Genomic DNA, 12802 nt, shown 5'->3' with positions numbered 1-12802 from the left:
TATTGTCCGCTCGGCAACTATTGAGCCACGTCCGCCCGATCGGACCTAACCAGATCCGCCACCTCCTCTCCTCGAACCTCCTCAACCTCGGCTACGGCATCCCCGAAGTCGCCGAACGCCTCGACCACGGCCCCGCAACCCTCATGCGCTACTACACCCGCATCAACGCCCAACGCCGCCAGCAAGCCGCCCACGACCTCGCCCAACTCATCACACCAACAGCAAGCCCATGACCTAGCCACGCCCGGAACAGCACATCGCGACGGGCCCACATCACAGACCCCATTACTCGGCCTTGGGGACCACCTCGAAGGCCACACCCGACGGTGACCGCCTTGCCTGGGCGCTGAGTTTCCATACGTCTCAAGGCGGCCCTTCGGGCCGCTGCACACCCTCTGCCACACACGACGATGCCCAGCGCTCACCGGTAGGTGAACACTGGGCATGCGGACGGTCGCAGACTGCGTCGGGCTCCTACGGACTCACGAGGCTTGGCGGCGCTCGCCCGGGGGCCCTGCAGTCGCCGGCTGGATCGGATCCGGCCGAAGACGCCACACTCCGATCAGGCAACCCCCGGCTATGGCCGCGCGGATGATTGGGAATGGCCAAGGACCCCCAGCGATGGCCTCCCGCACCTTCTTGCATGGGTCCGACGCAGAATACTGGAGGCGTGAGTGTCCACCGACGTGGATGTCACGAGGCAGCGGCTTGGAGCCGGAGTCCATATAGGACTCACACGCACGCCCGGCCACGTCGAACCTGACGTCATACATTCGTCGCCCAGCATCGTTCCATTTGATGCCGACAACCTCCGCGTCGACCACTCCACCGCGCGCTTCGTCCAAGGCAGCCCAGCCGGTCAACAAACCTGCAACCGTCCACCCGACGGCCATGACCAGCAACAGGACGCGGCTTGCCTGCCTGCTTGCCCGACTCCGGGACCTCCGACCGCGCACCACAATTCCAATCCGCGTTGTCGTTTCAGAAAGCGTCGCACGATCTACCAGCAGAAGAACCACCACGGCCAGCAAGTGACACGCTGTCCTCGCTTGCAACACTGGCGTACCCCTCGCACGCTCCCCGGGCCGCGTTAGTGGGGACATGGCGGCCGCCGTGTCCCGCTTGATGCCTCCGGCGGGCAGGGCAACCCGTCCTGGACCCGACGCTCCGGGATGCCAAGGTCCGTCGCGGCCTCCCGCCGCAACACCAGAGGCAGCCAGACCACACCTGCCCGCGCCAGGACCAGCCCCTGTACAGCAGCGAGGTACCGCAGCGACCGGAATCAACCTCAGCGGAACCGTCTGACCTCGGACGACACCCCACCGGGACACCGTGCCGAAAGTCCATACCGGGTGGCGTTCCTCCGGTATTGCCAACGCCGCGGACACCGCAACGCCAGGTCAGTGGCCGACGGCCGGTATCGCGCCCCGGCGCAGTTGACCGGCCGGTGCTACCTGCGGACGATGGTGGCATGTGGCGTCTCTGGGGCGGCGACGAACCGATCGAGCCCTGGTTGAAGTGGACATTCGCCGCCGCCGCGGCGACGAGTGCAATCATCCTGCTGGCCCTGGGCGCGTTCGTCCTGCCGATCGTGTCGGAGATGCTGACAGTGCTCGCAACCAGTGACTGAGCGCACACCGGCTGACCTCAGACCGCCATCACGGGACCGCCGGGCCGGCAGTTCGCATCGAGGGGCAGCGGAGCCGATTCCCTCGGCGGCAAGATCGGGAGAGATCCTGGAGACGATCTTGCAATCGAGGCCCCATCGAGAACCCATGTGGTCTCAAGCGGGTGGATCGGCACCGGCGACGCCGGCCGTGCAACCGGTAGTCGTCGGCAGCTCGATCATGGCGGCACTGGTGGCGCTCGCCGTTCTCGGCATGCCGGCCGGCCGGGACGTCCGCCGGCTGCAGACGGTCGTCCCGATGCCGCGGGGCACCTTCAGATCCCGGTCAGTGCCCCGCTGGCGTAGTCGATCCGGTCCGGCGGGTCGGCCGCCCGGCCGTGCGTGCACCAGGCGGTGACCCCGTCGGACCAGCGCAGGGCCGGGCCGTCCTCGCGGTGCAGCTGCGGGAGATGGTCGTCGGATTCCACGATGGACATCTCCCGTGGGCGTTCGCTGATGACGACGAAGTCCGCGTTCGGCCACCACCATCCGGCGCGGCCGGCGTCCGCGTAGGCGTCGGCGAGCTCCCACAGGTTGCCGGGCAACCGCAGGCCGGCATGCTCGCGGAGCCAGAGCGGGCCGGCGAGCAGGCTGGCCGCGTAGGCGCCGCCGACGTGCGGACTGACGGCCTCGGCCAGGCGCGGCGTCTTCACGAAGCCCGGTGTGTCGGACTGGGCCGGACCGGCCGGTCCGGCGACGGCGGTCACCAGACGATCAGCGACGCCGACGACGGTCTGGCGCAGCAGCCGCTCGTCGGCGCTGAGCGGCACATCGTCGTAGTCATCCAGACTCGCGTTGACGACGTTCTCAGTCGTGGTGTGCAGGCCGCGCAGGGCGACCCGGACCGGGTCGTGGGCCGCGCGTGCGACCTCGTCGCGCACGGCGTCGCCAGTCGCGGTGTCGACCGCGACGCGGACCGCCTTCGGCACCGCGTCCCGGATCCGCTCGGCGGTCCGGTCGAGGGCCGGCTCGGGCGCCTGCGGGCGCGGCGGCTCGGGCACCACGACCCGGGTGCACGCCGCCACCACCCCCGCGACGACAGCGCCGGCCACCGCCGCGGCCGGGCCCCAGCGCAGCCCGGCCCCGGCCGCGGGCCCGAACCAGCTGCCCAAGCCGGTCTGCACGCCGCTGAGCCAGGCGCCGATCGCCGCGCCCTCCAGGGCGAAGACCACGGTCCCGACGAGCCCCAGCAGCGCGACGCGCACGCTCGGGTCAGCCTTGCTGCGCGAGTTCGAGCCCACCACCGCGGCGACAGCGAAGAGGCCGCCGACGATCGCGCCCACGACGGCCGGCGCACCGGCCAGGCCGGCATAGACGGCGACCCCCGCCCAGGTGCCGGCGAGCGCGGCGGCCAGGAACCCGGCCACGACGCCGACCGCGGCGCCGATCCGGACGATCTCGCCCACACGGCGCCGGCGGGGCGCGGGCCTCGTCAGGGGCGGCGGCGGGTTACGAAATCGCTCGATCCGGACCACGGCCTGCGTCACGGCCGCGGCGCCGACAACGGGCGAGCCGACCCAGACGACGTTGCCGTGCCACGGCAGCCCGGCCGCCTCGTAGCAGCGGCGGATGCCGGCCACCACCTCGGCCCGTCCGGCGTCATCCAGCGGTGCGCAGTCCGTGCCCCGTTCGATCCAGTCCCGCACGTACGGCGCGAATGTCTCGCGCTGCGCATCGGTAAGTGCGTCGACCCTATCCGGCATGGCGGCCCCCCGTTCCGGTACGAGGTGTGCAGCATCAGGATACCGTCCGTTGTCGATGTCACGCGCCGTCCTGAAGGTCGGGCTTCCACGTCGGCACGGTGCTCGGCTATCGGGTGGACGTAGCGTCTAGGTCTAAAACTGCCGGACGTTGTTGACACTTTGGGTCTCCGATCGCTGGAGACTCCGTGCACCCGAACAGAAGCTAGACCGCCAGGCGCAGCATCGTCTGGCGGTCTTGCGCCATGCCGAGGAAGTGACCGGCAACGTCGCCCGGACCTGCCGGTACTACGGCATCAGCAGGCAGACGTTCTATAAGTGGCTGCGCCGCTGCCAGGACGAAGGTATCGCCGGATTACGCGACCGCTCGGGCGCGCCGCACCACTGCCCGACGGCCACTCACGCCAAGCCCCGCGGGTCGACGACGAGCCGAGAGCCCTCCCAGGCAATGATGTGCCCATGGCGGACATCGCGGGCCGAGGCGTCGTAGGGCGAGACGATCGCCGGGGCCAGCAAACCGGGCTGCACTTCCCCACGGCACTGAGGCTTTGCCAACCTGCCTGTGATGTCGGCGAGTTGGCCGCAGGTAGGTACCGGCGGGCAGGACGCGTGTGGTGCCGTGGGCGAGCGCGACCGCCCAGTATGCTTCCGAGGTGATCGATGTCATCGCCCTCGATGCAACGGTCATTGACGCTGCGGTGGCGGCGCACCAGGCCGCGTCGATGGATTCCTGGGCGCGGGGGTGTTCCGCACGAACGCGACCCCGGTGAATCGCTCGACTCTCGGCAGGATCGTGAGGTCAACCTCGTCAGCGGCCACTACCCTAGGCGGCATCCCGCTGGTCCAGCCACTTCAGAATCGCCTCGGTCGTTTCCTCCGACTTCTCCTGCTGGATCCAATGACCGCAGTCCAGACTGACCACTTCCACATTCGGCACGAATTCCGTCAGTCTTGCAGCCCTCGCGACCGTGTCGCGGTCGCCGTAGAGCATGAGGGTGGGCTGTCGGATGATCGGGTCCGCGTCCGCCAGCAGGCGCCAGTTGCGGTCCAGGTTTCGGTACCAGTTGATTCCGCCCGTGAACCCTGTTGATTCGAACGCGGAGACGAAGACGGCCAGTTCGCTGTCACTCATGACGGGCTCACCGAGTGGGGCTTCCGCTCTGGCGAGGTTGATCAACGCATTGCCCGGTTGAGGCTCTGCGAGGGGCACGTTCTTCCGGTACAGGTTCCGAAGGAATTGGAACGTGTTCTCCTCGAACACGGCGTCGGCGACGCCCGGCTGCCGGTTGAAGTGGACGAAGTAGAAGTCGGCGCCGAGCACGGCCTCCATGACCTCGATCCAGGGCATCTCTCCGCGCTCTTGGTAGGGCAGGCTCAGCGCTACCACGCCGTTGACCCGGTTCGGGTGCAGCAGGGTCAGGCCCCAGACGACGAATGCGCCCCAGTCATGGCCGACGAAGGTGGCATCCTCGTAGCCGTAGTGATCGAGGAGGGCGACGAGGTCACCCGACAGGTGGTCGATGTCGTAGTCCGTCACTTCGGCGGGACGGGACGAGCTGCCGTAACCCCGCTGGTTCGGGACGATGACGTGGTAGCCCGCCGCGGCCAGGGCCGGCACCTGATAGCGCCAGGAAAAGGCGTGCTCCGGCCAGCCGTGACAGAGCACGATGGGGTTCCCCGCGTTCTGCCGGCCGGCTTCGAAGACTTCGAGTTCCACACCGTTGACCGAAATGCGGGTGGGCTCGGGAAAATCGATTGTCATGCCGGCATCATGCCGACCGATACCGGTCACCTCCTGACCGGTTTCCGTGGCAGTGTTGCCCGGGTGCGAGCCGACCGGTTGATGGCCATCCTCCTCCTGCTGCAACGTCGCGAGCAGGTGACCGCAGCGGAGGTCGCCCGGGAGTTGGAGATCTCCGAACGCACCGCCCGCCGCGACCTCGACGCCCTGGGCATGGCCGGCGTGCCGGTGTACTCCGTGCAGGGCCGGGGCGGCGGCTGGCGCCTCGTGGGCGGCGCCCGCACCGACCTGTCCGGGTTGACCGCGAGTGAGGCCCGCGCCCTGTTCCTGGTCGCCGGCCCGGCCTCGTCTGCCACGCCGGCCGTGAAAGCGGCGCTGCGCAAGCTCGTCCATGCCCTGCCGGAGCCGTTCCGGGCGCAGGCCGAGGCGGCGGCGTCGTCGCTCGTCATGGACCCGCAACGATGGGGGTCGAGCCGGGCCGAGCCCCGACCGCCTCGCTTCCTCGACGAGCTCCAGGACGCGGTGATCCGCGGCGTCCAGGTCCGGCTCGGCTATGTCGACCGCGAACGCAGCGAAACCGAGCGAACCGTCCACCCGCTGGGCATCGTCGCCAAAGGCCCGTCGTGGTACCTCGTCTCCAGCACCGAGGCCGGTCGGCGGACCTTCCGGATCGACCGCGTGTCGTCCGTCGACCCGACCGGCGATCCCGTGCACCGGCCCGATGACTTCGACCTTGCCGAGAGCTGGCGCGCGATCGCGGACGAGGTCGAACGCAAGCGAACACCCCTCGAGGCCCGGGCGATGTGCGCGCCCCACGGGATAGGCGTGCTCCGGATCGGGTTCGGCGATCGGCTCGAGGTGGGAGGTTCCACGACCGACGGCCGCATCGAGGTCGTGATCCGCGGCAACGACGAATTCATCCTCGCCGGCGAGCTTGCCGGGCTGGTCGCATGGATCGAGGTGACCGGCCCTCCGGGTGTGCGAGACCACCTGGCCTCGATCGGCAACGCACTCGTCGAGCGATACGGCTCAGACCGGCACGGACGTCGTACGGCAGAACGATAACCGAGGTCATCAGGTTCCACAGCGCCGATGAACTCCGACTGCTCGCACGACACTACGACGAGATGAGCGCCATCTACGCGGCCCAGCTCTCCTGCCTCCGTAACGACGAGTTGTGAGCGAGGATGCCGCTCGTCATCGACGCGGCAAGGAGCAGCAGCCGTGGCAGCGCCCCCAAGCAGGGGTCGACGCACGCTCATCGGCTTCTTGCGAAACACTCGCGCTCACTGCTCGCCGGAGTCGCTACGGAGAGTGGCTGACTCGACCGTCCGACCCACAGAGCCTCGCCTTAAACCAATCGCAGTTCCTCGCGGAGGACGATCATGTAGTTGGGGTTCGACTCGGGCCTCCGGCAAGAACCCCCACACCACCAGGCCCGCGCCAACGGTCAGGATCGCACCCCTCGTTTACCCCGAAAACTCCGCAAACGGACGCCAATCTGCGACAAGGCCAGAGCCGTCACCATGAGTATTTTGGCAGGTCAGCGTCGAGTAGCGACAATCAGTGAAAGGACCGAAACGGGTGCGACCATAACAAGGGGATACCGGCCGAGAACTACTTGCCGGTCCGGAGCCGTATGCCGTGAGCGGCATCGACCCCACCGGCCGGCGGATCGACGATCACAGTTCACCCAGGACTCCGGACCACCAGCCTGCACTGCGAGTAAGTGGATCCACCTCGTACAGCCTCTTACGCAATTCACCACCCTCCGCCTCGATGCGCACCAACGCCCGCCCGTCCTGCTCATCTACGAGCGCTCGCTTTTCGATGAATTCACAGTACGGCACTAAAATGGCCACGAACTGGCGGAGCGACGAGTTCAGGGGCGTCAATTCTCCGCTTTCCCGATGGATCGCGTCGAGTTGGCGGCTGATCAAGTTCAGGCGCGCCTCGTATTCCTCACTCCAGAGCTTTCCAAGCGGAACCAGTTCGCCTGCCCGCTCCAGGCGGGCGGCACTTACGAACAGCCACGAGCAGTCCAGCGGAATACCTTGGCTGGTCAGGATCTCCAGCTCCTCCCCCTGCAATCCCGCGGTCCGCGCCTCTTCGGTTCCGTACCGGAGAAGTTCCATGACGATTCCTCGACAAGCTCTAGATTCCGAAGCGCTGGTTCATAGCCGCTTCTCTGGCTGCCCTGCCGCGGTCTCTTGAGGTTGCGGTAGAGCTCGACGAACAGGGCGAGGGCGTAGCCGGTGCTCGCCCACCAGGCGTCCGGCTGGGTCGCGAAGCTCGCCAGTTGCAGCACGGTACGGTACGGATCGAGCTCCTGCGTGCCGGCGGGCCGCAAGATGGGCACTCAGGGCCGTTCCGGCGTCCTCGATCGAGCGGTGATCAGGGTGCAGGTAGCGCTGCGTCGTCGTGATCGACCCATGCCCGGCGATCTTCCGCGGAACGTGGACCGGCACCCCTGCGTCGGCGAGCCACGTCAATCCGGTGTGTCGCAGGTCGTGGCGGCGTAGGTGCTCGAACCCGAGCGCTTCCACCGGGGCCGGCGACATCTTCGCCGGCGTGTTTGCCTCGGCCTGGGCACGAGCGGCGTCTCCTGTCGCGGCAGTGCGTTGCGCGTGCGTTGCGGGCGCACTGGCCACCCCGGTCCTCGGAGCCGCCGCTTCGGCGCCGTCGGAGGCCCAGATCGACCGACTGGAGCGCGCCCAGGCGGCGGAGAAGGAGCGGCTCGACCCTGCTGGCGCTGGGATCTAGACGGTTGTGGCGCGCGGCTGCTCCGAGCGCAGCGGCACGGCGTCCGCGGCGGTGGAGTAGACGAAGCGGTCCGGGCGCAGCACGGCCAGGTCCACCCGATGCCGGTCGAACCATTCGCCGAGCACGCCGTTGACGTCGACCACGTTGACGACGTCGTGGGCCGGGCCGCTCGCGGAGCCCGACGAACGGGCCGGCAGGACCCGGACGAAGGTCGCCGGGGGCCCCGCCCAGGCGGCCGCCGTCCGTGCGTCGACGCCCGGGCCGATCACCGCGAAGGCCGGGCCGAGCACGTCGTCCAGCAGGCGCGGGGTCGTTGTGCCCGGGGTCGTGACCTCCGGCTGGGGAAACATCGTGCCGATCGGGCCCTTGTGTACGCCACCGGACATCATGCCCCTCCGCACTGCCGGGGCCGGCTTGAACTCGAAGTGACGCACGAACCGGCGGACCCGCGGCACGAGCTGCGCGGCGCGGAGCACCGCGTCGCGGGCGGCGGCGGCGTAGCGGTTGCGGACCAGGAACACCCTGCCCAAGCGGACGCTCGTGACCGCCATCTCCTCGGTGTGCGGGCGCCGTTCGGCTTCGTACGTGTCGAGCAGGTCGGGGCCCGCCGTGCCGTCGAGGACCAGCGCGAGCTTCCAGGTGAGGTTCGCGGCGTCGCGCAGGCCGCTGCACAGGCCCTGGCCCAGGAACGGCGGCATCTGGTGAGCCGCGTCGCCGAGCAGGAACACGCGTCCGCTGCGCCACCGCTCGGCGATCAGATGGTGGAAGGTGTAGACGACGGCGCGGGTGACGGTGAAGCGCTCCGGATCGACGTACGGGGCCACCAGCCGGGCGATCGTCTCCGGCCGGCTCATCTCCTCCGGCGTCTCGCCGTCGCGGAGCATGAACTCCAGGCGATGGGTGCCGAAGGCGCCCGGCGAGACGAACGCGGGACGCCGCCAGTCGCAGACGAACCGGGTCCGCGGCTGGCGGACCCCGCCGGGCCCGACGTCGCCGGAGATCGCCAGCCAGGGCTCCTCGTACGACGCGCCGACGAGCCGGATGCCGGCGGCGGTCCTCGTCGTGCTGCGGGCGCCGTCGCAGCCCAGCACGTACCGGGTGCGTACCGTGGTGGCCTCGCCGGTCGCGACGTCACGGAGCCCGACCGTGACGCCGTCGCCGTCCGGGGTCAGGTCGGTGAGCTCCACGCCGGTGCGCAGGGTGACGTGCGGGAACCGGTCGAAGCCCGCGCGCAGCGACGCCTCGAGGCGCGGCTGGTCGAAGAAGTGCAGGGGTGCGCTGCCGAGCCCGAAGTCGATCTCGTCGAGGGCGATCGTGGCGAAGGGCCTGCCGCTGCCGTCGACGTAGTCGACGACCGGCGGGGGGTACATGTCGGCGGCCACCTCGTCGCGCAGCCCGGCCTGCTGGTACACCCGCAGCGCCTCGTCGTCGCAGGAGAACGCACGGGGCTGCTGGTGCGCCGCGGTGCTGCGCTCGACGACCAGGGTGCGCACGCCGCGCATGCCGAGCAGGTTGGCGGTGAGCGCGCCGACCGGCCCGCAGCCCACCACGATGACGTCAGGATGCATGCCGCCTAGCGAAGACGACGGCTGTGGAGATCCTGTGGAGGCCGGTCTCCACAGCGGCTCACCAGCAGCCCGGCGCCCTGCTCGGCGGCGTTCGCGGCGCCGCGCCGCACGTCCCGGTCGTCGCCGCGGGCCAGGCCCCGCACCCGGCGCAGCTCGGCGGTGAGCACGCGTTCGCCGACGGCTTCGGCCGCGGCGAGTCCCTCGTCGGCCAGCACCGCCGCGGTCGCCGGGTCGCCGGCCGTGAGGTACGCGTCGGCCATCGCGGCGATCACGATCGTGCGCGTGGCCCGCAGTCCGTGCCGGTAGATGGCCTCGCCCGCGGCCCGCATCGCGGTGAGCCGCGCCCGCTCGCCCCCGTGCACCGCCGCCCAGTCCGCCAGGAAGTCGCCGATGCCGACGAAGTGCGGCATGTGCTGCCGCTCGCCGACCTCACGGCACCACCGGGCGGCCTCGCGGCCCGCCGGGGCATCGCGTTCCTGCAGGGCCACCCAGGCCGCGAACAGCACGGCATTGCCCCGGCCGTACGGATCGTCGGCGTGCTCGGCGAGCTGCCGCGCGGCCGCCAGGTCGGCGTGCGCCGCCGGCCGGTCGCCGCGCAGCGAGCGCACCAGCGCCCGGAAGTTGTACGGCGACAGGGTCGGGGTGCGCCCGACCTGCCCTCGCAGCCTGCGCGGCTCGACCGTGCGCAGCCGGTCGACGGCGATGGTCAGCTGCGCGTCGGCCTCGGCGAGACGGCCCGTGAAGTAGCCGACGACGCCGAGCAGGTACGGCCCGGCGGCGGCGATCAGCGGGTCGTCGTCCGCAGCGGCGCCGGTCAGCCGGCGGGCCAGGTCGGCGGCGATGGCGAACTCAGCCCGGTTGCAGGCGACCTCGCCGAGTGTCCACAGTGCCGTGCGCAGGTCGGCGCCGGGGCCGGCGAGCGGGAGCAGCCTCCGGGCGCGGGCCGCGGCCTGTTCGACCGCGTCGCTGCCCACGCCGACGGTGATGTGCAGCAGCGAAGTGCGATGCAGCTGTACCGTGAGCTCGGCCTCGGCCGCGTCCGGCGAGGTGGCGGCGGCGGGGGCGAGCCGGGCGGCGGCCCGGTCGAGATGTGCGAGGGCGTCCTCGTAGGCCAGCCTCCACGTGGCGTCGTCGGCGGCCCGCAACGTCCAGCGCAGGAAGTCCTCGCCGTGGCCGAGCCCGACCGCCTGCCCGTAGTGGCGGGCCAGCTCCGCCGGGGTCAACCCGCCCAGGCCCGGCATGCTCGCGGCGGTACCGGCGAGGCGGGCGTGCAGGACGGCCCGTCGCGGCGCGGTCAGCTCGGCGTAGGCGACCTCGGCGAACAGCGGGTGCCGGAACCGCACCGCGCCCGGACCGGCCCCGGCGATCAGGTGCGTGGCGGCCGGGGCGGCCAGCAGCTCGGCCGCGTCGGTGCCGGTCGCGGAGTTCAGCAGCCGCAGGTCGAGCTCGCGGCCGGCGACGCCGAGCAGGTCGAGACATTCGCGGGTGGCCGGGTCGGGTGCCTGCAGCCGCAGCAGGACCGCGTCGCGCACGCTCGGGGGCAACGCGCCCCGGTCCCGGAAGGGGCCGCCGGACGCGAGCAGCTCGGTGAGGAAGAACGCGTTGCCGCCGGTACGCCGCACGAGCCGCTCGACGAGCCCGGCGGCCGGTGCCGCGCCGGTCCGGTCGTGCACCAGGTCGGCCACCGCGGACGTGCCGAGTCCCCCGAGCCGCAGCTGCCCGCCGCCGGCGGCGCGGGCCAGGTCGGCGAGCGTGGCGACGAGCCCGGCGTCGTGGTCGTACGGCCGCGACGTGACGACGACCAGCGCCCGGCCGCGGTGGACGGTGGTGGCCAGGTACCGCAGCAGCAGCCGCGAGTCGGGGTCCGCGGCGTGCAGGTCGTCGAGGACGACGACCAGGCCGGACGGCTCGGCGACCGCGTGGACGAGCCCGGCGACCGCCTCATAGGCCCGGAACCGGGCCGCCGGGTCCGGGCCGTCGGCGCCGTTCGCCGTCTCGGCGGTGAAGCCGGCAAGCGCCGCGCTCGCGCCCGGCTCGCCGAATCCCGGCAGCGCCGCGATACTGCGGAGGACCTGCGTCCACAGCCAGAACGGCGGCGCCTCGCCAAGGTCGGGGCAGCGGCCCCACACGACCGGGACCGCGGCCGCGGCGGCCCGGTCCGCGATCGCGGCGGCCAGGCTGGTCTTGCCGATGCCGGGCTCGCCGACGATGGTCGCGATACGCCCGCCGTCGCGGCCGGCCGCCGCCAGCAGGTCCGCCAGCTGGGCCAGCTCGGCGTCCCGGCCGACGAGCGACCTCCCACGCGCCCCGCGCGCCGCGCCGATCGGACCCGCCGTGGCGGGCGCGGCGGCGGGCGGAACCGTGTGGGTGAGGATCCGGCGGTGCAGTTCGCGCAGCCGCAGGCCGGGCTCCACGCCGAACTCGTCGGCCAGCAGCACCCGGCCCGCGTCGAACACCTCGAGCGCCTCGGTCTGCCGGCCGGCGCGGTACAGCGCGAGCATCAGCTGCTCGCGCCCCGACTCCCGCGCCGGGTGCCCGTCGACGAAGCGCCGCAGGTCCGGCAGCACCGCACCGGGGCGCCCGGCGGCCACGGCGGCGGCCAGCCGGCCCTCCTCCGCGGCCAGCCGGGTCTCGGTGAGGCGGGCGACGTCGGGACGCACGGCGGCGAACTCGGCGACGGCCGGCTCGCCCCGCCACAGGCCCAAGGCCTCGGCGTACCGCCGCTCGGCCGTGCCGGGATCGCCGTCGGCGAGCGCCCGGGCGCCCTCGTCGGCGAGCGCGGTGAACCGCACGGCATCGATCGACTCGGGCGGCACACACAGCTCGTAGCCGCCGGTGTGGGAGCGCACGATCCGGCCGGGCGAGCGCGGCCCGCGACCGGGTTCGAGGGCCCGGCGCAGACCCGCGACATATGTCCGCAGCGTCACGAGCGCGCTCGACGGCGGCGCGCCGTCCCAGAGCGCGTCGGCCAGCCAGTCGGCTGTGAGCAGCCGGTTCGGCCGCAGGAGCAGCAGGGACAGCAGCGCCCGCTGCTTGGGGCCACCGACCGCGACCGGCTCGCCGTCGCGGGACACCAGCAACGGCCCCAGGATCCCGAACCGCACGGCGTTTTCCCTCGTCATTCCCGGCACGGACCCGGCGATCCTACCCGGCCCGTGCTCGGCGGCGCCGAGCGAACCGCCGGGGCGGTCGGCCGGCGCCACGCTGACTCGTCAACCGCTGCCGCGGGCCGGCTCCGCCGCGCGGGCGTCGACGGCCGACGGCCCCGGCAGGCCGCCCCGGGCGCGGAAGGCGGCACTCGACCGGCACCCCAACTACATCTGGGCACCCTGATCGACCCCCTGACCGCGTTCGCCGCGCCCGG

Annotated in this window: 10 protein-coding genes and 1 pseudogene; 5 read left to right on the top strand and 6 right to left on the bottom strand. The window is 71.6% G+C overall.

The window, feature by feature from the left end; genetic code table 11:
* The first annotated feature begins 20 nt into the window (after nt 1–20).
* On the top strand, nt 21–233 hold the full coding sequence (locus ABT369_RS47140) for a hypothetical protein (protein ID WP_350623285.1): 213 nt from the start codon (nt 21–23) through the stop codon (nt 231–233).
* A gap of 1238 nt (nt 234–1471) precedes the next feature.
* Complete coding sequence (locus ABT369_RS47135) at nt 1472–1630, top strand: hypothetical protein (protein ID WP_350623283.1); 159 nt, start codon at nt 1472–1474, stop codon at nt 1628–1630.
* A 311-nt stretch (nt 1631–1941) separates the two neighbouring features.
* Here the strand turns inward: ABT369_RS47135 and ABT369_RS47130 are convergent, their stop codons facing one another.
* The gene (locus tag ABT369_RS47130; RefSeq protein WP_350623281.1) at nt 1942–3369 is read right to left on the bottom strand and encodes a DUF6745 domain-containing protein; all 1428 of its coding nucleotides are present in this window, start codon (nt 3367–3369) and stop codon (nt 1942–1944) included.
* A gap of 148 nt (nt 3370–3517) precedes the next feature.
* Here ABT369_RS47130 and ABT369_RS47125 point away from each other — a divergent pair, with 148 nt between their 5' ends.
* Nucleotides 3518–3856: a helix-turn-helix domain-containing protein gene (locus tag ABT369_RS47125; RefSeq protein WP_350623279.1), complete on the top strand. Its 339-nt coding sequence runs from the start codon at nt 3518–3520 to the stop codon at nt 3854–3856.
* A 333-nt stretch (nt 3857–4189) separates the two neighbouring features.
* Here the strand turns inward: ABT369_RS47125 and ABT369_RS47120 are convergent, their stop codons facing one another.
* A complete protein-coding gene (locus ABT369_RS47120; protein WP_350623277.1) occupies nt 4190–5083 on the bottom strand; it encodes an alpha/beta fold hydrolase in 894 nt (297 codons plus the stop codon).
* On the opposite strand from ABT369_RS47120, the gene ABT369_RS47115 reads away from it, so the two are divergent.
* The gene (locus tag ABT369_RS47115; protein WP_350623275.1) at nt 5021–6172 is read left to right on the top strand and encodes a helix-turn-helix transcriptional regulator; all 1152 of its coding nucleotides are present in this window, start codon (nt 5021–5023) and stop codon (nt 6170–6172) included. The genes ABT369_RS47120 and ABT369_RS47115 overlap by 63 nt on opposite strands.
* Before the next feature lie 617 nt (nt 6173–6789).
* Here ABT369_RS47115 and ABT369_RS47110 read toward each other — a convergent pair.
* Nucleotides 6790–7242: an SUKH-4 family immunity protein gene (locus tag ABT369_RS47110; protein ID WP_350623273.1), complete on the bottom strand. Its 453-nt coding sequence runs from the start codon at nt 7240–7242 to the stop codon at nt 6790–6792.
* Between the two features lie 192 nt (nt 7243–7434).
* Nucleotides 7435–7653, bottom strand: a pseudogene (locus ABT369_RS47105) (tyrosine-type recombinase/integrase); the annotation flags it as partial.
* Between ABT369_RS47105 and ABT369_RS47100 the strand changes: the two are divergent.
* On the top strand, nt 7604–7870 hold the full coding sequence (locus ABT369_RS47100; protein WP_350623356.1) for a PfkB family carbohydrate kinase: 267 nt from the start codon (nt 7604–7606) through the stop codon (nt 7868–7870). The pseudogene ABT369_RS47105 and the gene ABT369_RS47100 sit on opposite strands and share 50 nt — an antisense overlap.
* On the opposite strand, the gene mhpA is transcribed toward ABT369_RS47100, so the two are convergent.
* Nucleotides 7867–9438 (bottom strand): bifunctional 3-(3-hydroxy-phenyl)propionate/3-hydroxycinnamic acid hydroxylase MhpA, encoded by a 1572-nt coding sequence (mhpA, locus tag ABT369_RS47095; protein WP_350623271.1) that lies wholly within the window; start codon nt 9436–9438, stop codon nt 7867–7869. The two genes, ABT369_RS47100 and mhpA, sit on opposite strands and share 4 nt — an antisense overlap.
* A gap of 5 nt (nt 9439–9443) precedes the next feature.
* On the bottom strand, nt 9444–12542 hold the full coding sequence (locus ABT369_RS47090) for an ATP-binding protein (protein ID WP_350623269.1): 3099 nt from the start codon (nt 12540–12542) through the stop codon (nt 9444–9446).
* Between the last annotated feature and the right edge of the window lie 260 nt (nt 12543–12802).

This window comes from Dactylosporangium sp. NPDC000244, assembly GCF_040300725.1.
GTDB lineage: Bacteria > Actinomycetota > Actinomycetes > Mycobacteriales > Micromonosporaceae > Dactylosporangium.
This window is presented reverse-complemented; position numbering and strand designations above follow the sequence as displayed.